Genomic DNA, 19,153 nt, shown 5'->3' on the forward strand with positions numbered 1-19,153 from the left:
CGAGCCGCGGGAGGAGTCGGTGGAGCAGCCGGTGGAGCAGCCGGTGCCGCCGGGTCCGCCGAGGAGGCGCGTCAGCTGGCAGAAGCTGACCTTCCTGCCCACCGTGCTGGTGGCGGTGCTGCTGGCGACCTGGCTGTGGTTCCGGCAGGCCGACCTCGACCCGATCTCCGAGAACGCGCTGTCGAACGGGCAGGTGACGAAGGCGCTGTGGCAGCACATCGAGCTGACGGTGATCTCCACGTTCTTCGTGCTGATCATCGCGATCCCGCTGGGGATTCTGCTGACGCGGCGGTCGTTCAGGAAGGCGACCCCCGTGGCGATGGCGGTCGCCAACATGGGTCAGGCCACGCCGGCGATCGGCCTGCTCGCCCTGCTGGTGATCTGGCTGGGCATCGGCCGCAGGGCGGCCCTGATCGGCATCATCAGCTACGCCGTACTCCCGGTCCTGGCGAACACGATCGCGGGCCTGAAGGGGAACGACCCGACGCTGCTGGAGGCGGCGCGGGGCATCGGCATGTCGCCGATGGGGGTGCTGTCCCGCGTGGAACTGCCGCTGGCGGTCCCGCTGATCCTGGCGGGGGTCCGTACGGCTCTCGTCCTGAACGTCGGTACGGCGACCCTGGCGACCTTCGGCGGAGGCGGCGGGCTGGGCGTCCTGATCACGACCGGCATCACCAACCAGCGGATGCCGGTGCTGATGCTGGGCTCGATCCTCACGGTCGTCCTCGCGCTGCTGGTGGACTGGCTGGCGTCGCTGGCCGAAGTGCTGCTGCGGCCGCGAGGGCTGGAGGTGGGGAGGTGAGGCGGCGTGTGTGCCCGCTGCTCGCCGGGGTGCTGGTGGCGGCGAGTGCGTGCGGCCTGACCAGCGGCTCACCGATGGTCGACGACGTGGGCCCGGGCTCGATCGGCCGGGGCGAACCGCTCAAGGGCGCGGATCTGACGGTGACGTCGAAGGAGTTCACCGAGCAGCTGATCCTCGGCGCGATCATGGGCATCGCCTTCGAGGCGGCCGGCGCGGACGTGCTCGACCGCACCGGTATCCAGGGCTCCATCGGGGCGCGGGAGGCGGTCAGGTCCGGTGACGCGGACGGCATGTACGAGTACACGGGCACCGCCTGGATCAACTACCTGGGCAACAGCGAGCCGATCACCGACCCGCGGCAGCAGTGGCAGGCGGTACGCGACGCCGACCTGAAGAACGGCCTGACCTGGCTGCGGCCGGCCCCGCTCAACAACACCTACGCGCTGGCCATGAACCAGTCCCACTACAAGAGGTACGGCACGAGGACGCTGTCGGACGTGGCCGCCCTGTCCAAGTCCGACCCCGCAGCCGTGACGCTCTGCGTGGAGAGCCAGTTCGCCAACCGGGCGGACGGATTGCCGGGCATGCAGAAGGCGTACGGCATGAACGTCCCGGCGTCTCGGATCACGCAGATGGACACGGGGATCATCTACACGCAGGCCGCGAAGGGGAGCTGCACGTACGGAGAGGTCTTCACCACCGACGGCCGCATCAAGTCCATGAACCTGACGGTGATGCGGGACGACAAGAAGTTCTTCCCGAACTACAACGCCGCGCCGGAGATCAACAGCGAGACCCTGAAGAAGTGGCCGGCGATCGCGGACGTCCTCGACCCGATCACCGAGAAGCTCGACAACACGGTGGCGCGGACGCTGAACGCCAAGGTGGACGTGGACGGGGAGGACCCGCATCAGGTGGCGCTGGACTGGCTGAAGGAGGAGGGGTTCGTGAAGGAAGGCTGATCAGGAGCGTGCCTTCAGCAGCTGGGTACGGAGCCCTTGCCGCTCTCCAGGGCCGTCAGGGAATTGACCGCACTCTTCAGCGTGGTCACCGGAATCAGCCGTAGGCCCTTCGGCAGCTGGGCCTCCGCGTCGGAGCACTCGGCCTTCGGGACCAGGAACACCGTGGCGCCGTCCCGGCGCGCGGCCTGCGTCTTCAGGGCCACTCCCCCGACCGCGCCGACCGCGCCGTCCTCGGTGATCGTGCCCGTACCGGCGATGGTGCGGCCGCCCGTGAGGTCGCGGCCGCCGCCGTCGCCGTTCAGCTTGTCGATGATGCCGAGGGTGAACAGGAGACCCGCGCTGGGACCGCCGACGTCCGCGAGCTTCAGCGTGACCTTGACGTCCTTGTCCGCGAGGTCCAGATAGTTCAGCGCGGCCCGGGTCGCCGCGTCCTGGGACTCCTTCATCTCCTCGGTGTTGTGCTGCTCGATCTCCTTGACGTTCTGCCCGCTCGGGTACACCGCGTCAAGGGGCATGACCGCCCGGTCGGTGCGGAACCAGCTGTCGATCACATCGCCGAGCGAGACGTGCGCGTCCGGGTTCGTCGCCACGATGGTCGTCATCCGCAGCTGCCCGCTCGTGTCATGCGTCGGGGCACCCGAGATCGTGATCACCGGCGCGCCCTTGTTCTCGCCTAGCACGTTCGCCGTCATACCGGGCTGCGTCAACGAGAACGGCAGCGGCGCGAACACCGCGGTGGCTATCAGAGCCGCGACGGGCAGAGCGCAGACGGCGACGGCTTGGCGACGCGTGAGACGAGAGAGCACGGAATCAATCTAACGTGGGGGTGACATCAGGCCAGGTGGCAGGTTGCCTTCGCAGGCGGCTGTACGAACCTCAGCGCAACGCCTCCGCCACCTCCCGGGCCGCGTCCACCACCCGCGGACCCACCCGTTCCGGCACCGCGTCGGCCAACATCACGACGCCCACGCTGCCCTCGACCCCGGTCACGCCCAGCAACGGCGCCGCCGCCCCACTGGCCCCCGCCTCCAACTCCCCGTGCGTCAGCGTGTACCCCGGGTCCGAAACGGCCTGCTGCCGTGCCGCCAGGATCGCCCGCCCCGCGGCCCCCCGGTCCAGCGGATGCCGGAACCCGGCCCGGTAGGCCACGTGGTAGTCCGTCCACGTCGGCTCGACCACGGCCACGGCCAGCGCCTCCGCGCCGTCCACCAATGTCAGATGAGCCGTCGCCCCGATGTCCTCCGCCAGCGACCGCAAGGCGGGCAGCGCCGCCTCACGTACCAGCGGATGCACCTGGCGGCCCAGGCGCAGCACCCCGAGTCCGACGCGGGCACGCCCGCCCAGGTCACGCCGTACGAGAGCGTGCTGTTCGAGGGTGGCGAGCAACCGGTATACGACAGTCCGGTTCACGCCCAGTTTGTTGGAAAGCTCGGTGACGGTCAGCCCGTGGTCCGTATCGGCCAGCAGCTTGAGGACACGCAGTCCCCGGTCGAGCGTCTGAGAGGTCTCCGCGGTCACGACGCCCACTCCTCCAAGTGGTGAGGTCGACGGCCCCCTCGCGGCGGATGCGCCACCGAGTCCCGTCGGCGACGCGCTTCAGAGGCCGCCGATCGGCTGGCGGCCCGGCTTGCCCGGACCGCGTCGCTTCACGGCTGCGCTCCGCGGCGGCGCTGCCACGGGGCGTGTGCGTAGCGGGACAGTAGCGAAGGCGGTTCGCTGAGCGGAAGGCTCCGTCCAGAATCCGGGCACTACACGGTACGAACTGTTTCCATTTGTCCGCATATTCTCCACAATCGTACGGCGCGTGCAGCGCCTCGAAAGGGGCGCGGGGCTGCGTCGCAGCCGAAGCACGACAGATGCCCCCTAGGACAGATGCCTCCTAAAACGGCTCAGGCACAGCGCCCGGCGTCACCGCATCCGCGTGGCCCACTCCTGCACCTTGGCGATCCGCTGCCGCAGCTGCCCGGCCGTGGCCTCGGCGCTCGCCGGCCCGCCGCACACGCGCCGCAGCTCGGTGTGGATGACCCCGTGCGGCTTGCCGCTCTGATGGACGTACGCACCGACCATCGTGTTGAGCTGCTTCCTGAGCTCCATCATCTCCTTGTGCGAGACGACCGGCCGCCGCTCGGCGGGCAGCTCCAGGAGGTCCGCTTCCTCGGCCGGCTTCTTCCGGCTGTGCGCGATCTGCCGGGCCTGCCGCTTCTGGAGGAGCATCTGCACCTGATCGGGTTCGAGGAGCCCCGGAATCCCTAGGTAGTCCTGCTCCTCTTCACTCCCCGGGTGGGCCTGCATGCCGAACTCGGCGCCGTCGTACAGCACCCGGTCGAAGACGGCCTCGGACTCCAGCGCCTCGAAGGCGAACTGCTCCTGCTCGCCGGTGTCCTCGTCCTGCTCCTTGTTCGCCTCCTCCATCTCCTTCTCGGACTCGGCGTACGGGTCCTCCTCGCCCTCCTTCTTCGGCTTGTCGAGGGCGTGGTCCCGTTCCACCTCCATCTCGTTGGCGAAGGTGAGCAGGTCGGGCACGGTGGGGAGGAAGACGGAAGCGGTCTCGCCGCGCCGCCGGGACCGTACGAAACGGCCGACGGCCTGGGCGAAGAACAGGGGTGTGGAGATGGTGGTGGCGTACACCCCGACCGCGAGCCGAGGCACGTCGACGCCCTCGGACACCATCCGCACGGCGACCATCCACCGGTCGTTGCCGCCGCTGAACTCGTCGATCCGCGCGGACGCCCCGGCGTCGTCGGACAGCACGAGGGTCGCCTTGTTGCCCGTGATCTCACGGATGAGCTTGGCATAGGCCCGAGCGGAGTCCTGATCGGAGGCGATGACGAGCGCACCGGCGTCCGGGATGGCCTTCCTGACCTCGGTCAACCGCTGGTCGGCGGCGCGCAGCACGCTGGGCATCCACTCACCGCGCGGGTCGAGCGCGGTACGCCACGCCTGCGAGACGGCGTCCTTGGTCATGGGCTCGCCGAGCCGGGCGGCGATCTCGTCACCGGCCTTGGTCCGCCACCGCATGTTGCCGCTGTAACTCAGGAAGATGACCGGCCGGACGACCCCGTCGGACAGGGCGGACCCGTACCCGTACGTGTAGTCGGCGGCAGACCGCCGAATCCCGTCATTCCCTTCCTCGTACGTCACGAAGGGAATGGGGTTGGTGTCGGACCGGAAGGGCGTACCGGTGAGCGCGAGCCGTCGCGTGGCGGGTTCGAAGGCCTCGAGGCAGGCCTCGCCCCACGACTTGCTGTCACCGGCATGGTGAATCTCATCAAGAATCACAAGGGTCTTACGCTGCTCGACCCGATTCCTATGCAGCATGGGCCGCACGCCGACACCGGCGTACGTAACGGCGACCCCCTGATAATCCTTGCCGAGCGGCCCCGCGCTGTACTCCGGGTCCAGCTTGATCCCGATCCGCGCGGCCGCCTCGGCCCACTGCTTCTTCAGGTGCTCGGTCGGGGCGACGACGGTGACCTGCTGCACGACGTGATGGTGCAGCAGCCAGGACGCCAGCGTCAGCGCGAACGTCGTCTTCCCGGCGCCGGGCGTGGCGACGGCGAGAAAGTCACGCGGCTGCTCCTGGACGTACTTCTCCATCGCCCCTTGCTGCCAGGCACGCAGCTTGCTGGCGGTGCCCCAGGGGGCGCGGCCGGGAAAGGCGGGAGACAGATGATGGGAGGAGGCGGCGGTGGTAGTCACGGTCTCCAGATCGGGGGTCGGGCGGCTCGGCTACGTACGACAACCGGGCCACCCTACCGGCGCCCCGACGCTGTCAACGCGCGGACAAGGCCGGGTCGCCCCTGGGTGGGATCCACGTCACAGACAAACGTACGGTGCCGCGTCAGCGCGCGAAGCGCGGCAACTGAGCCGTGATCTTGGGTACGTCCAGGGCACCCTGACAGACATCCAGGACGAACTGCTCGGCCTCGTCCACGTCGAAGTCCGGGTCCAAGGGGTGCCCGTTCATGTGCAGGAAAACCCAAGTCGCGTACCAGGCGAGGCGCTTGTTGCCGTCGACGAGAGCGCGATTGCGGGCCAAGGACTCCATCAGCGCCGCGGCCTTCTGCCACACGTCCGGATAAGCGTCCTGCCCGAACACGCTCGACTGGGGGCGCGCCAGAGCCGAGTCCAGCAGGCCATAGTCGCGCACCTCGTCCGCCCCGAGCCGCTGAGCGAGGTTCAGCAGCTCGGGCAGAGTGAGGTAGTGCATCAGGCGAGCCTCCTGTTCAGCTCGGCGCTGGCCTTCAGCACATGCTCAGCGGCCTCGTTGAAAAGCCGCGAGTGCTCGTTTATGGCGGCGATCACCGCGTCGTGCGCGAACGCCTGCATGCTGCGTCCCTCTGCCGCCGCACGCTCACGCAGGGCGTCGAGCTCTTCGTCCGTAAATCGCAGGTTCAGTCCAGCCATGGCGCAATGGTACTGCCCGGTACCACTCGGTGTCATCCGGGCTCCGCCCGCAACCGCGTAGTCACCCAAGCCCCCACCAACGCCACCCCCGCCATCGGCAGGAACACCGCCGCGAAGGCCGCCGGATGGGAACCGGCACCGCTCGCCGCCTCCGTCGCCACGTGCGTCACCGTGCCGCCGCCCAGCGCGGCGAACGCGGCGCCGCCCACGGCCAGCAGGATGACGTTGGACAGGCCGTCGGAGATCTGGAGGGACGCCGAGTTGGTGCCGGCCTCCTCCGGGGCGGAGAGATGGAGCAGCAGCACGCTGGTGGAGGAGATCACCAGGCCCATTCCGAAGCAGCCGAAGGCCCAGGCGACGGCGAGGGTCCAGACCGGCACGGAGTCGATCAGCACGCTCGGCGCGGCGGCGATGGCGGCGGCCACCAGCACCATCCCCAGCGTCATCAGACGTTCCCGGTACGGCTCCACGCGCGGCCGCGACTGCACCCACGACCCCAGCGCCCACGTCCCTCCCCCCGCCGCGAGCGAGAGCCCGGCCAGCGTCGGGGACAACCCCCGTTGGGTGACCAGCATCAACGGCACGAAGGACTCGGCCGCGATGAAGGACCCCGCGGCCACTCCACGCAGCAGCACCACGGACGGCAGCCCACGCGCCGCCCGATACGTACCGCGCGGCAGCAGCCCGAGCACGGCCGGTACGAGCAGCGCGGCTCCCGCGACACCGGGGAGAAGCGACAGCCACCGCAGGTCCTGGGCGGCGTACTGAAGCAGCCCCGCGCCGAGCGAGATACCGAGGGCGAGCCGAATACGACGCCGGTCGAAGGAGGCGCCTTCCGCGGCGGCGTCCACCGACCCCGACGCCCGCCGCCGTATCTGCGGCAGCGCGAGCGCCAGCGGAAAGACGACAAGCACCGGGATCCCGACGAACACCCACCGCCAGCCGAGATGCTCGGTCACCGCGCCCGAGGCGAGCGGACCGACGATCGACGGCACGACCCAACTCGCCGCGAACGCCGCCATGATGGCCGGCCGCAACCGCTCGGGATACACCCGCCCCACGACGACGTACAACGCGACGATCACCAGCCCACCGCCGAGCCCCTGTACGGCTCGCCCGAGGATGAACAGCCACATCACGCCGGCGGTGCCGGACAGCAGCAGCCCGGCCGCGAATGCGGCGATCCCCGTGGTCAACGGCCCCAGCGGCCCCCGCCGATCCGACCATTGCCCGGAGAGCACCATCCCGAACAGGCTCGTCGTGAAGTACCCCGAGAACGCGAACGCGTACAGCGACACCCCGTCCAACTCCCGTGCCGCGACCGGCATCGCCGTCCCCACCGCCGTAGCCTCGAACGCGATCAACAGCACGACGGAGACGATCCCGACACTCAGCGCCCGGTAGGGACCGCTCAACACGGTCTCGTCGCGTTCGGGAGCGGCGGACGGGGCAGCGGCGTCGGTGACACCGGTGTCACCGGGTTCCAGGGCGGTCATGGACGCCAGCGTAAGGCGCACAACCCGGCTTGACCCCTGTCGGGAGGAGGCCTCGGGCTCGGACCTTGGTCTTACGACCACAGCCGGTCACGCGCCTTTGCGAACGCCGTATGGCCGTCCCGGGTGACGCCGTTCATGCCTCCATCTCCTCGGCAAGCGGTTGATGTTGGACAGCCGGGAGCTGTCCACACGCGCACGCCGCGAGCTGGACGGCATCAGGTATGCGATCCTCCCCCACTGCCTCAAGGGCGTGGGAGGTACCCCCACCGCCGAGGCGTGAGAGGAGTCCGAGCGTGGCCGACGAACTGGCCCAGGTGGCACGCTTCCTGTACGAAGCGGGAACGCTCAAGCAGTCCAAGCGCACCGGCTGGTGGATGGCTGGCGTACGCGACCCCGAAAGCGTGGCCGAGCACGCCTGGCGCACATCCCTGATCGCCTCGATCATCGCCAAATTGGAAGGCGCCGACCCGGCCCGCGCCGCATTCCTGGCCGTCTGGCACGACTCCCAGGAGACCCGAACCGGCGACGTCAACCACCTCGCCAAGAAGTACGCCGACGAGGCCGACCCCCAGGCCATCACCGCCGACCAGGTGACGGGCATGCCCGAGGCCCTCGCCTCCACCGTGCGGGACCTGATCGCAGAGTACGAGGCCCGCGAGTCCCCCGAAGCGATCTGCGCCCGCGACGCGGACAAGCTGGAGTGCATGCTGCAGGGCATCGAGTACAAGTCCCAGGGCTACGAACTGGCCCAGCGCTGGATCGACAACAGCCGCGCACGGTGATGGGCGAACGGCCCAGCTGAGCACAGCCATAGCAACGGTCCCTTCATGAACGGCGTGTGGCAGTCCCATTGCAGCACCTGCGATTCCCTTGGGCCCCCTCCCCACCTCGCCATACGGTCGTTTCACCAAGTCCGGAACGGAGCACCCAGCACCACGCTCCACCGACACGGCCGTGTGCCCGAGTGGTTGAGGGGCTCGCCTGCAAAGCGAGTTACGCGGGTTCGATTCCCGCCACGGCCTCTTGCTCCTTGACCAGGCAAAACGAAAGGGCGACACCCTGGAAAGTGTGCCGCCCTTTTTGTCGTCCGTCTCAGTTCCTGTCTCAGTTGGCCGCGTCGCCTGCTCGATCAGCCGCCGGGCCATGAGAGACAGAGAGGCTAGCTGCCTCCAAGAAAGCATCGTGGAGACCCCCGAACTGATGACGCAGCCTCTCTTCTTCGGCTTGCGCGGCAGCCCACGCCGGACCGTCCGTGCGGAGGGATGCATCCAACCAGGTCATGACGCATTCGTCGCTCTCGCCACGTTCGACGCCGCGATGGCGTACTCGTGATACGCCGCGAGCAGCGCGCCACATGCTTCCAATCGCTGTCCACGGAGCCAGTGTTCATGGTCAATCACAGCTTGGTCGCGCACCTGCTTGGCCGTGGCTCGTGCTGCCGTCTCCGCTCCAATGCGGCTTCCCCGCGCAGCCGCGATGCCACCGATGGCAGCACCGCCGATCGCGCCGACAAGCCTCACGCCCGCGGTCACCAACGTCACAAGGCCTTGAGCCATGAAGGCAGGATGCAGGCATAGGCCTCCAGTTCGAAAGCGCTTCGTCAACCTGCCGCGCTACGTCGGCGGCCCGCACCGCGTCGGCCAGCAGCACGGCGACGTCCTCGCCCCGGGCTCGGTCTGGCCCCGGATGCGGGGCCGCTGACGGTATGGCAGCGGACGTGGGAGATGATGGAGGAACGGACACGGCATCCTTGCAGATCGTGAAGCTTCGACACTTCCATGGCCCACAAGGGGCCGTGTCCGCTCGCTTCCCGCCCTCCTGCCCTGCCGATCACCGTAAACCGGGACAACCCGCCTGAGTGCCGGGGCCCGGGGGCGAACTCCCTCCCTGCGCACACGACTTCAAGGCGGCTCGCCCGGGAGCCGGGGGGGCGGTCAGGTGATGACGAGCCGCTGTTTTCCGTCGATGAGCTCCCGGACGGCGTCGAGGTGCCCGGCGTGGGTCGCGGTCTCTGTGATGACGTGCAGGACGACTTCGCGGATGTTGTCGTAGCGCCAGCCGTCGAAGAAGTCCGGCCACCAGGGCGTGGGCGCGTCCAGGTCGGCGCCGGCGAGGATCGCGTCGGAGAGCTCGCTCTCTTTGCGGTACAAGGCGAAAATCTCCTGTGCTGACTTCTCCGGTGCAGGCTTCCAAGCGTCGTCCTCGGAGCCCAGGATCTCATCGATGGCGACCCGCTCGCCCGCCGCGACGGCGCGGAACCAGAACTTCTCGTCGTCCAGGGCGAGATGGTGCACGAGGCCCAGGCAGGTCCAGCCGGACGGTAGCACCGGGCGCCGAAGCGCTTCGTCATCGAGACCCTCGAGGGTGCCCAGGACGTGCTTGCGCTTGTCGTTCAGGAAGCCCAGCAGCGTCATCATCTCGGTGTTGGACATTACTTGGCGATCTCCCAGACGTGGCCCGACGGGTCGGCGAAGGAGGCGGTCCGGATGCCCCAGGGCCGGTCCTGGGGACCGTTGCGGAGCTTCACCCCGCGTTCCGCGAGTTTCTCGCACACTGCATCCACATCCTCCACCTCGATCGTGATCTGAAAGCGCGCTCCGGCCTCGGGCTCCGCGAATTTTGCGGACGCCCACACCGTATACGGCAGCGGTGACAATCAGGGTCCGCCGCGGAGACGGCTCCTCTCCTGCCCTGCCGATCACCGTAAACCGGGACAACCCGCCTGAGTGCCGGGACCCTGGGGGACAGCAAGGTCCGTAGCGCTGGAAGACCCGCAGCTTGAAACGGCGCTGCCCAGGGCGTTCGCGAACGTTCCGCTGGCTGCTCCGGCTGCGACTACCCGTCAGAGAAAAGGCTGAGCGTCTGAGTGATCCTCGGTCAGGGTGTGCTCCGGCCTGCTGTCTCCGAAGCCGATCAGGAAGATCCTGGTTGACTGGATGAACGCCGTCACGTGAACAGGTCCAGCCCCGTGAGTTCAGTGGAGAGCTGCCACAGTCGCGACGCAGCCTCGCGGTCGACGGCCCACGGCTTCACCCCGCCGATGAGCATGTCGTCCGTATGGGCGGGTTCAGCGATGGCGCAGTCCTGGCAGTAGGCGCCACCGTGGCCGTCGAGCAGTGGTGAGGTCGCCGCCCATACCGCCGTCGCCGCGCCCTGGGCCGGGGTCTTGAACCCGGCTGCCGGCGTGCCGTCCGGGGTGATCCAGCCCTGGGCCAACTGTTCGTCGAGGGGGATGTGGCGCTGCAGTGGGGTCAGGATGCTGCCCGGGTGGACCGCGAAGGCGTGCAGCCCGCCGGCGGCGCCGAGCGTGTCGAGGTGTACGGCGAAGAGGGCGTTCGCGGTCTTGGACTGTGCGTAGGCCAGCCACCGGTCGTAGCCGTCGCGGAAGTGGAGGTCGTTCCAGCGCACGTCGGAGAGGAAGTGACCTGACGAGGCGACCGAAACCACCCGTGCCCCCTCCGCCAATGCCGGGCGGAGATGGTTGGTGAGAGCGAAGTGGCCGAGGTGGTTGATCGCGAAGTGGGCCTCCCAGCCCGGGCCTACGCGTGTCTCCGGACAGGCCATGATGCCCGCGCCGTTGATGATGAGGTCGAGGGTGCGGCCGGTGTCCAGGAAGTCGGCCGAGAACGCCCGGACGCTCTCCAGGTCCGCCAGGTCGAGGGCATGCACCTCCGCCCCGGTGACGCCCCGCAGGGCCTCTTCCGCTGCGGCGGGCCTGCGCGCGGGGACGATGACGTGTGCTCCCGCCCGGGTGAGGGCGAGCGTGGTCTCCAGTCCGAGGCCGGAGTAGCCGCCGGTGACCAGGGCGGTGGTGTGCGACAGGTCGATCCCGGCGAGGACGTCGTCCGCCGTGCTGTGGGCGCCGAATCCGGTGCCGGACGTGTGGTGCTGCTGTTGTTGCTGCGTCGTCATGCCCGGGACGCTAGGTTCTAGACCGTGCTCTAGGTCAAGGTACTGTCGGTGCGATGAGCAGGCATGAGGGTGATCTGTCGATCGGGGAGGTCGCCGAAGCGACCGGATTGAGCGTGCACGCTCTGCGGTTCTTCGAACGCGAGGGTCTCTTCCTCCGCCCGATCCCGCGTTCCAGCGGCGGGCAGCGGATCTACGAACCCGCGGACGTGGATTGGCTGCTGCTGTGCAACCGGCTCCGCGATTCGGGCATGCCCATCGCCATGCTGAAGGAGTTCGCCCGGCTCGTCCGGTCGGGGCCGGGCAACGAAGCGGAACGTCTCGCGCTGCTGCGGGAGCACGAGCAGGCCGTGCGGGCCAAGATCTCCGACTTGAATGCCGACCTGAAGGTCATCCACGGCAAGGTCGTCGCCTACGAGAAGCACGTCCGCGACGGGACCGCCGCCGGGGTCTGGTCGCCCACACCGTCTGGCTGATTCGTCCGACCGGCTCGGGACGAGGCGTCAGAACACCCCACCCGCCTCATCCCGAATCCCGAAACCGCTCCGTCCAGTAGTGCCAGTCGGTTCCGGCCATGGTTCCGGTCGGGTCGACCTTCGACAGGACCTGGATCAGCGTCTTGGCCACCTGGGCGCAGAGATTGTGGGTCAGTTCATGGGCCAGGGAGTCGTCGATCGTTCTCTCGCGGTGCAGGAGCCAGAGCGTGAAGGCCAGCGTGGAGATGTCTGTGTTCAGGGGGTGCAGCTTGGCCTCGGGCTCGTTCCAGTTCAGGATTTCGCCCGTGGTGCCGTCGATCACCAGGCTGTTGTCCTCGATCAGGTAGCCGAGGCGGATGAGGCGGTCGGCGTGGGCCGGGACGTCCTGGACCCGGGCGTCGGTGTAGCTCTCGGCGAGGGTCAGCAGGGGGACGTCCGTGTCCAGGGAGAAGAGGATGCCGTCCTCGGGCAGGCCCGTCTCGCTCAGGAAGCGGCGGGTCGGCTCGTGTGTGAGGGTCGCGGGGAAGTCGATGTCCTCGAAGCGCATCACCTTGCCCCGGCCGAACTCGTGGTCCAGGAGGCGGGGTGGGAGGTCCAGGGTGAGGCCGGACTCCGTGCCCGGGGCCGCGACCAGGGCCAGTGGGCGGATCAGGGCCGCGATCTTCCAGAAGGTCGGGACCTCGGCGCCGCCCATGCCCTCCTCGAACACCGACAGGAGCTGCCGTGTCGCCTCCTCCACCGTCGTCGGGCCGAAACGGCCGGCGTAGGACGCGAACTGGCCGCGTAGATCCGTCAGCTCGTCCGTCGCCGTCGCGAAGCGCACCAGCGTGTGCAGCGACGGCGCCAGCGGGGCGCGGGTCATGAGGTCCGGGCGGTCGTGGAGGAAGTACGTCGTCGAGAGCTCGCCCGTCGCGCCGTCGAGGAGGATCGTCTCCCGCTCCAGTCCGTCCAGGTCCGCCAGGCCGCCGATCACCAGTTGGTCGTGCAGTGCGGCGGTCAGGCGGTCCGGGTCGCCCGCCGAGTCCGCCACCGTCCGCAGGCCCTCCCGGTGCAGTTCCGCGAAGGTGAACAGGGCGCTGTCGCCGGGGAGTCCGGGGCCGGTGAGCCAGCGGCGCGTCGGCGCGTGGGTGACGTACGGATCGAGGATGTCCTCGGTCAAGGTGATCGCCGTGGTGTCGGCGTAGGTCGTGCTCATGGGCTCCCCCGAATGTGCTTCTCTCACAGTCCCGCGCAGGGCACGCCCGGCCGACAAACGACCTGATCCGGCAGCCGTCCCCCACTGCCCAGAACACTACGCGCCGGCACTGACAACGCCCCCGGACCAGGAGACGCTCAGAACACCCGGGCCCGTTCCCGTCCCGACACGATCGCGTCCACCGTCTGCGCCACCGTCAGCTCGGAGTTGTCCAGCCACAGCCCGATGCGCGGGGTCGCGGCCCGCAGGTCCGCGTCCAGTCGCTCGACCGTCCACGCTCCGTAGCCGGTCTTCGCCCGCCCCGCCTCGCGGGCGGCCACGGTCTTCGGGCTCGGCGCCAACACGACGACGTGGAGCGGGCGCGCGCGGACCAGGTCGACGTACGCCGCCAGGTCGTCGCCCAGCACCACGTCCTGGACGACCGCCGTGAAGCCCGCCCGCGCGTACGCGTCCGCCGTCGCCGCCGACAGCCGGTATCGCAGCCGGAGTTGGGCCTCCGCCTCGCCATCGGGCACGGCATCAGGAAGGTATTCCTCCCGACCCGACACGATCATCCGCCGGAAGACGTCCCCCCGGACGTGCGCCGCCCGAGGCAATCGCTCCGCCAGCGCCTGCGCCACCGTCGACTTCCCGGCCGCCATCACGCCGGTGACGAGGACGACTCCGTCCATCAAACCCCGTCCATCAGACCCGGTCCGTCACCAGCGAACACGCGCTCACTGCGCCGTGACCACCGCCGCCTGCGGGCGGATCGGCAGCCGGTTCACCGGGCGGCCCGTCGCCGCCCGGACCGCGGAGGCGATCGCCGCCGGGGAGGTCACGACCGGTACCGCGCTGACCGCCTTCGCCCCGAAGGGGGCGACCACGTCCCGCTCCTCGACCAGTTTCACGATCTGGATGTCCGGGGCGTCCAGGGCCGTCGGGAGCGCGTACCCGGTCAGGTCCGGGTGGCGGATCAGCCCGCGCGCGGAGCGCAGGTTCTCCGTCAGCGCTATGCCCACGCCCTGGGTGACGCCTGCCTCCAGGCGTGCCGTCAGCTGGGCCGGGTTCAGCACGCGGCCGACGTCCTGGGCGAGCGCCAGCTCCACCACGCGCACCGAGCCCAGCTCGATGTCGACGTCCACCACCGCGCGGATCGCGCAGAAGGCGAGGCCCACGAAGGCGTCGCCCTGTCCGGTGTCGCTCAGTGGCTCCGTCGGGTGCGGGCGGCACTGGGCCGTCGCCCACAGCTCCTTGCCGTCCATGGCCTCGGTGACGGTGGTCGACAGCACGCCGTCGTACGACGTGATCTTGCCGTCTGTGATCTGGAGCAACTCCGTGGACATGCCGAACTTGTGCGCCAGGGGCTGCAACAACTGCGTGCGGACCATCTTGGCCGCTCGTTCCACCGCGCCGCCCGACACCCAGGTGTGGCGGCCGCGGCAGCCCGCGCCGGCCGGTGGCTGGTCGGTGTCGACCGGGGCCACGTGCACCTCGTCGATGCCGAGCGTCTCCTGGACGATCTGGCGGGCCAGCGTGGTGAAGCCCTGGCCGGACTCCACCGCCGCGCACAGCACCGTCGCCACGCCGTCCTGGACCCGTACCGTCGCCGTGGAGACCTCGTCCGCGCCCTCCGCGCCCAGCATGTGCACCATGCCCAGGCCGTAGCCGACGCCCCGGCGCACCGCGCCCGGTTCGCCCGCGCCCTCGGGGCCGCCGGGCAGCAGCCACTCGTCCTCGGGCGTGTCCTTGGGCAGGGCGGGGAGGGGGAAGTCCCGTACGGCTTGCAGCAGTTCCGCGACCGGTGCCGGGCACGTCACCGTCTGGCCCGTGGGGAGCACGTCGCCCGTGGCCATCACGTTCCGCAGGCGTAGTTCCGCCGGGTCGATGCCGAGCTTCTTGGCCAGCTTGTCCATCTGCGCCTCGTAGGCGGCGCACACCTGCATGGCGCCCTCGCCGCGTACGTGGCCGGAGGGCGGGTTGTTGGTGCGGACGGCCCAGCCCTCGATGAAGGCGTTCGGGACGACGTACGGACCGCAGGCGAACGCCACCGCGGCGGCCAGGGCATCGGAGGACGTGTCGGCGTAGGCGCCCCCGTCCAGCAGGATCTGCGCCTCCACCTTCACGAGTCTGCCCTCGGCGTCGGCGTGGTGGCGGTATCTCAGCAGAGTCGGATGCCTGTGGGTGTGTCCCAGGAAGGACTCTTCGCGCGTCGCGGTGAGCTTGACGGGGCAGCCGGTCTTCAGCGCCAGCAGGCCGAGCGGGAGTTGGAAGCTCTGGTCCTCGCGGTCGGCGGTGGCGCCGGGCACGCCGGTGACGACGACCTTCACGCGCTCGGGCTCCAGGCCGTAGCTGGCGGCGGCCGAGTCGCGGTCGGTGTGCGGGTCCGTGGAGGCCACGTACAGCTCGACGCCGCCGTCGGGACGCGGCACGGCGAGGCCGGCCTCGGCGCCGATGGGGGCGGGGTCCTGGCGGCCGATGCGGTACTGGCCCTCGACGACGACCTCGCCGGCCGCGTCGGCGTCGCCGTGGCGCAGCGGGATGTGCCGGATCAGGTTGCCGTCGGGGTGCAGCGGCTCGGCCTCGAAGGCCTGCTCCGGGTCGGTCACCGGGTCGAGCACTTCGTATTCGACGATGACGGCGGCGGCGGCCATGCGCGCGGTGTCGGGGTGGTCGGCGGCGACGGCCGCGATGGGCTCGCCGTGGTGGCGGACGACCTCGGAGGCGAACACCGGGCGGTCGGCCTTGCCGCGGCCGTGCACCGGGCTGCCGGGGACGTCCTCATGGGTGACGACGGCCCGTACGCCGGGCATCTCGCGCGCGTGGGTGGTGTCGATGGAGACGATGCGCGCGTGCGCGTGCGGGGAGCGCAGTACGGCCGCCCACAGCAGGCCCTCGGCCCACAGGTCGGCGGCGTACGGGAACGTGCCCTCGGTCTTGGCGCGGGCGTCGGCGGGCGGCAGGGAGGCGCCGATGCCGTGCGGGATCGGCTCGGGGGCGGGGGCTGCCTCCGCGGTGGGGGTGGTCGCGGTGGCGGCTTCGTTGCTCACGCCTGGCCTCCGTCCTGTCCGTACGGCTGGTCATGCGGGCCCGGCGGGCCCGAGGCCTCGAATGCCGACGGTTTCACGCCGCCGGCTCCCGGGCCCGCCTGGTGAGGGATACGTGGCTCGTCGCCGTCCTGTTCGGCGTCGGGGGCGGCGTTGTGCGACTCGCGCTCCGCGACGACCTCCTTGACGGCCTCGACGACGCCTCGGTAGCCGGAGCAGCGGCACAGGTTGCCGCACAGCGCCTGGCGGGTCTCCATCTCGCTCGGCGCCGGGTTGCCCTCGAGCAGGTCGTGCACGGTCATCGCCATGCCCGGCACGCAGAACCCGCACTGCACCGCGCCGCACCGGGCGAGGGCACGCTGCACGTCCGAGGGCTGCCCGTCGACGGCCAGGCCCTCGACCGTACGGACCTCGCTGCCGGCCGCGGTCACGCCCGGCACCAGGCAGGAGGCGACGAGCCGCCCGTCGACCTGGACGTTGCAGGCCCCGCACTCGCCCTGCGAGCAGCCGTCCTTGGCGCCCGCGAGACCGAGCCGCTCGCGCAGCACGTAGAGCAGCGATTCGCCGATCCAGGCGTCGGTGACGGGGCGGTCCACGCCGTTGACGCGCAGGACGTAGGAGGCGAGGGGGTGTTCCTCGCCCGGGAGCGTGGGTGCCGACTCGTCGGCCGGAGCATCGGAGACGGCGGGCGCCGCGTCCTCGGCGGGCTCGGCGTGCGGCTCGGCGGCCTCTTCGGCGCCTTCTACGGCCTCTGTGGCGCCTGAGGCGTCCTCGTGCGCATCAAAGGCCTCGGGGGCCTCGTCGGTCGCGTGAGCGGGCTGTGCGGCGGCTACGGCGGGTTCGGCGGAGGTCTCCGCGTAGGGCTCGCCGGGTGCCTCCGCGTAGGCCTCGGCGCGCGTCTCCGTGTACGGATCGTCAGACGCTTCGGCGTACGGATCGTCAGGCGCTTCGGCATACGGGGCGTCAGGCGCCTCGGCGTACGCGTCGTCAGGCGCCTCGGCGTAAGGCTCATCACGCGCTTCGACGTACGACTCGGCAGGCGCTTCCTCGTACCGCTCTGCGGCCTGCTCGGCGGGCGCCGGGGACTGCTCATGGACGTGCGGGTGAGGCCGGTCGGGTCCCTGTCCGGCCCGGTCCCGCTCGGCCGGCCTGTGCCCCTCCGGCGCGGGCTGCCCCGGCCTGTGCGGGGCGGGCGGCATACCGGTGTCCGGCGCGGGCCGGTCGGGCGCGGTCGGCTCCGGTGCCGGCTGCCCCCACGGCTGTCCCGCGGCCTCCGTGGCCCAGGGGGCGGCCGCGCCCCCGGGGAGGGTGGCCGGCGGGGTGCCGCCGCCCCACTGCTCGACCAGGGACGACGTGGTGAACTCGCCCGATTCATCCGGAAGGTCGCCACCGGCGACGGGGATCGACCACTGTCCGGTCACGTCGTGACCCGGGGCCGGGGCCGCCCCCTCCGCCGCCGCGTTCTCCTCGAAGTTCCACTGCCCGGTGGCGCCGGGGTGGTACGTGAACCGGTCGTTCCGGGCGTCCCCGATCTCCGGGGGCAGCGCGTTCGGGTCGGGCCACTGGACGCCGTCGGCGGGCGCGGCGGGCGTCGCCCAGGAGCCCGTGGCCGCCGGGTCGGTGCCCGCACCGGTGTCCGGCGTCGCCGTTATCCGCGGCGGCACATAGCCGTGACCGGGCGCGGCGAGCGGACTGTCGGAGGAGGCCAGGAGGGCGTCGACACCCCCTTCGGGCAGTTTCACGAAGGCGGTGGCGCCGTCGTCGTAGTCGCCGTGAGGCAGCGGATCCCAGCGACCGCTGCCCTGGGGCGTGCCCTCTCCGTGCTGGTCGTCGGTCACGACAGTGCCCTCCCCAGTGCTCGTCGGGCCAGCGCGGCGACGGTGCGCCGCAGGTGCAGTACGGCGGGCGGAAGCTGCTGTACGGAGCCGTCCTCGGCCGGCACCGGGTCGGGGATGCAGGCCGCGGAGACGTACTCCCCGAAGGCGCTCAGCGCCTCCGGGACGATCGCGCGGTTGTTGTCCCAGTCGATCAGCCGGGCGACCCACTGCTCGGCCTCCAGGGGCCTGAGCGCCATCGGCGCTATGGCGCCCACGGCGCACCTGACTCCGCGCCGGGCGGGGTCGAGGACCAGCGCGACGGACGCGACCGCGCGGCCCGGGCCGGTGCGGCCGGTCGCCTTGAGGAAGACCTGCGGCGCGTGCAGCAGCGGCACGCGCACGTAGCCGATGAGTTCGCCGGCGCGCAGCATCTCCATGCCGGCCAGCAGGTGCGACACCGGGATCTCCCGACGGACTCCGCCCGGGCCCGCGATGATCAGTGTCGCCTCCAGGGCGGCCAGCACCGGCAGCGCGTCCCCGGTGGGGGCCGCCGAGGCGATGTTGCCGCCCAGGGTGCCGGCATTGCGGATCTGCGGCGGGCCGGCGGCGCGTGCGGCGGCGGCGAGCGCCGGGATCAGGGCGGCGAAGTCGGGGCGGCCCATCCGCGCGTGGGTGAGGCCCGCGCCCAGCAGGGCGTGGCCGTCCTGGTACTGCCAGCCGCGGATCTCGCTGATCCGGCCCAGGCCGACCAGTGCGGCGGGCCTGAGCTGTCCGGAGTTGACGGCTGCCATCAGGTCGGTGCCGCCCGCTACGGGCACGGCGGCGGGCATGGCGGCCAGGGCCGCCACGGCCTCGTCCAGAGTCGTGGGCAGCGTGACGGTCTGCGCCGCCTGTGGTGCGTGCGTGGTCAAACCGGCTGCCCCTTCCCGCTGCCCCACCTGGTCCCACCTGTGTTGCCGTACCGTACGTGCTGACAGGGCGGACGTGGCAACTCTGGCACATCTTCGCAGGACACGAAGACAGGGGTCCGGTAGGAGGCATTCGCCCGCCTCACCAGGGAGAT

At 70.6% G+C, this 19,153-nt stretch carries 17 protein-coding genes, 1 tRNA gene and 1 pseudogene; 5 read left to right on the top strand and 14 right to left on the bottom strand.

The annotated features are described in order from the left end of the window. The first annotated feature begins 19 nt into the window (after nt 1–19). Both Q4V64_RS19535 and Q4V64_RS19540 read left to right on the top strand, forming a co-directional pair. On the top strand, nt 20–802 hold the full coding sequence (locus tag Q4V64_RS19535) for an ABC transporter permease (protein WP_253267153.1): 783 nt from the start codon (nt 20–22) through the stop codon (nt 800–802). Beyond that, the gene (locus tag Q4V64_RS19540) at nt 799–1,764 is read left to right on the top strand and encodes a glycine betaine ABC transporter substrate-binding protein (protein ID WP_124441856.1); all 966 of its coding nucleotides are present in this window, start codon (nt 799–801) and stop codon (nt 1,762–1,764) included. The genes Q4V64_RS19535 and Q4V64_RS19540 overlap by 4 nt, the downstream gene beginning before the upstream one ends. 14 nt (nt 1,765–1,778) lie before the next feature. Here the strand turns inward: Q4V64_RS19540 and Q4V64_RS19545 are convergent, their stop codons facing one another. From Q4V64_RS19545 to Q4V64_RS19570, 6 genes are all read right to left on the bottom strand, one after another. Further along, the gene (locus Q4V64_RS19545) at nt 1,779–2,570 is read right to left on the bottom strand and encodes a S16 family serine protease (protein WP_124441855.1); all 792 of its coding nucleotides are present in this window, start codon (nt 2,568–2,570) and stop codon (nt 1,779–1,781) included. A gap of 70 nt (nt 2,571–2,640) precedes the next feature. Next, nucleotides 2,641–3,282 (bottom strand): helix-turn-helix domain-containing protein, encoded by a 642-nt coding sequence (locus Q4V64_RS19550; protein WP_124441854.1) that lies wholly within the window; start codon nt 3,280–3,282, stop codon nt 2,641–2,643. Between the two features lie 390 nt (nt 3,283–3,672). Next, complete coding sequence (locus Q4V64_RS19555) at nt 3,673–5,463, bottom strand: DEAD/DEAH box helicase (RefSeq protein WP_124441853.1); 1,791 nt, start codon at nt 5,461–5,463, stop codon at nt 3,673–3,675. 142 nt (nt 5,464–5,605) lie between these two features. Beyond that, nucleotides 5,606–5,974 carry a Fic family protein gene (locus tag Q4V64_RS19560; RefSeq protein WP_124441852.1) on the bottom strand — a complete coding sequence of 123 codons (369 nt, stop codon included), beginning with the start codon at nt 5,972–5,974 and terminating at the stop codon, nt 5,606–5,608. Further along, nucleotides 5,974–6,171 carry a hypothetical protein gene (locus tag Q4V64_RS19565; RefSeq protein WP_124441851.1) on the bottom strand — a complete coding sequence of 66 codons (198 nt, stop codon included), beginning with the start codon at nt 6,169–6,171 and terminating at the stop codon, nt 5,974–5,976. Before Q4V64_RS19565 ends, Q4V64_RS19560 begins: the two co-directional genes overlap by 1 nt. A gap of 32 nt (nt 6,172–6,203) precedes the next feature. After that, on the bottom strand, nt 6,204–7,667 hold the full coding sequence (locus Q4V64_RS19570) for an MFS transporter (protein ID WP_124441850.1): 1,464 nt from the start codon (nt 7,665–7,667) through the stop codon (nt 6,204–6,206). Nucleotides 7,668–7,960: 293 nt separating this feature from the next. On the opposite strand from Q4V64_RS19570, the pseudogene Q4V64_RS19575 reads away from it, so the two are divergent. Together Q4V64_RS19575 and Q4V64_RS19580 are read left to right on the top strand one after the other, a co-directional pair. Then, nucleotides 7,961–8,440 (top strand): annotated as a pseudogene (locus tag Q4V64_RS19575) (HD domain-containing protein); the annotation flags it as partial. 177 nt (nt 8,441–8,617) lie between these two features. Further along, a tRNA-Cys gene (locus tag Q4V64_RS19580) sits at nt 8,618–8,689 on the top strand. A gap of 912 nt (nt 8,690–9,601) precedes the next feature. Here the strand turns inward: Q4V64_RS19580 and Q4V64_RS19585 are convergent. The 3 genes from Q4V64_RS19585 to Q4V64_RS19595 form a co-directional block, all read right to left on the bottom strand. Then, nucleotides 9,602–10,099, bottom strand: a complete 498-nt coding sequence (locus Q4V64_RS19585) for a DinB family protein (RefSeq protein ID WP_124441849.1) — start codon at nt 10,097–10,099, stop codon at nt 9,602–9,604. Next, nucleotides 10,099–10,302, bottom strand: a complete 204-nt coding sequence (locus Q4V64_RS19590) for a VOC family protein (RefSeq protein ID WP_301184549.1) — start codon at nt 10,300–10,302, stop codon at nt 10,099–10,101. The genes Q4V64_RS19585 and Q4V64_RS19590 overlap by 1 nt, the downstream gene beginning before the upstream one ends. 311 nt (nt 10,303–10,613) lie before the next feature. Further along, the gene (locus Q4V64_RS19595) at nt 10,614–11,579 is read right to left on the bottom strand and encodes an oxidoreductase (protein ID WP_124441847.1); all 966 of its coding nucleotides are present in this window, start codon (nt 11,577–11,579) and stop codon (nt 10,614–10,616) included. A 53-nt stretch (nt 11,580–11,632) separates the two neighbouring features. On the opposite strand from Q4V64_RS19595, the gene Q4V64_RS19600 reads away from it, so the two are divergent. Next, the gene (locus Q4V64_RS19600) at nt 11,633–12,052 is read left to right on the top strand and encodes a MerR family transcriptional regulator (protein WP_124441846.1); all 420 of its coding nucleotides are present in this window, start codon (nt 11,633–11,635) and stop codon (nt 12,050–12,052) included. A gap of 46 nt (nt 12,053–12,098) precedes the next feature. Here the strand turns inward: Q4V64_RS19600 and Q4V64_RS19605 are convergent, their stop codons facing one another. From Q4V64_RS19605 to Q4V64_RS19625, 5 genes are all read right to left on the bottom strand, one after another. Continuing rightward, a complete protein-coding gene (locus Q4V64_RS19605) occupies nt 12,099–13,247 on the bottom strand; it encodes an SUKH-4 family immunity protein (protein ID WP_124441845.1) in 1,149 nt (382 codons plus the stop codon). Nucleotides 13,248–13,384: 137 nt separating this feature from the next. Further along, nucleotides 13,385–13,918 carry an AAA family ATPase gene (locus Q4V64_RS19610; RefSeq protein ID WP_124441844.1) on the bottom strand — a complete coding sequence of 178 codons (534 nt, stop codon included), beginning with the start codon at nt 13,916–13,918 and terminating at the stop codon, nt 13,385–13,387. Nucleotides 13,919–13,963: 45 nt separating this feature from the next. Beyond that, nucleotides 13,964–16,276 (bottom strand): molybdopterin cofactor-binding domain-containing protein, encoded by a 2,313-nt coding sequence (locus Q4V64_RS19615; protein WP_124441843.1) that lies wholly within the window; start codon nt 16,274–16,276, stop codon nt 13,964–13,966. Further along, on the bottom strand, nt 16,273–18,111 hold the full coding sequence (locus tag Q4V64_RS55090) for a 2Fe-2S iron-sulfur cluster-binding protein (protein WP_124441842.1): 1,839 nt from the start codon (nt 18,109–18,111) through the stop codon (nt 16,273–16,275). Before Q4V64_RS55090 ends, Q4V64_RS19615 begins: the two co-directional genes overlap by 4 nt. Next, nucleotides 18,108–19,001, bottom strand: coding sequence for an FAD binding domain-containing protein (locus tag Q4V64_RS19625; protein WP_124441841.1), 894 nt, complete (start codon nt 18,999–19,001; stop codon nt 18,108–18,110). Before Q4V64_RS19625 ends, Q4V64_RS55090 begins: the two co-directional genes overlap by 4 nt. Nucleotides 19,002–19,153 lie beyond the last annotated feature (152 nt).

The organism is Streptomyces sp. NL15-2K (assembly GCF_030551255.1).
Classification (GTDB): domain Bacteria; phylum Actinomycetota; class Actinomycetes; order Streptomycetales; family Streptomycetaceae; genus Streptomyces.

Excerpts from the sequence above, each read along its gene's own strand:
- Q4V64_RS19570 (WP_124441850.1), bottom strand. The coding sequence starts at position 7,667 with ATGACCGCCCTGGAACCCGGTGACACCGGTGTCACCGACGCCGCTGCC.
- Q4V64_RS19565 (WP_124441851.1), bottom strand. The coding sequence starts at position 6,171 with ATGGCTGGACTGAACCTGCGATTTACGGACGAAGAGCTCGACGCCCTG.
- Q4V64_RS19560 (WP_124441852.1), bottom strand. The coding sequence starts at position 5,974 with ATGCACTACCTCACTCTGCCCGAGCTGCTGAACCTCGCTCAGCGGCTC.
- Q4V64_RS19585 (WP_124441849.1), bottom strand. The coding sequence starts at position 10,099 with ATGTCCAACACCGAGATGATGACGCTGCTGGGCTTCCTGAACGACAAG.
- Q4V64_RS19595 (WP_124441847.1), bottom strand. The coding sequence starts at position 11,579 with ATGACGACGCAGCAACAACAGCAGCACCACACGTCCGGCACCGGATTC.
- Q4V64_RS19605 (WP_124441845.1), bottom strand. The coding sequence starts at position 13,247 with ATGAGCACGACCTACGCCGACACCACGGCGATCACCTTGACCGAGGAC.
- Q4V64_RS19600 (WP_124441846.1), top strand. The coding sequence starts at position 11,633 with ATGAGCAGGCATGAGGGTGATCTGTCGATCGGGGAGGTCGCCGAAGCG.
- Q4V64_RS19610 (WP_124441844.1), bottom strand. The coding sequence starts at position 13,918 with ATGGACGGAGTCGTCCTCGTCACCGGCGTGATGGCGGCCGGGAAGTCG.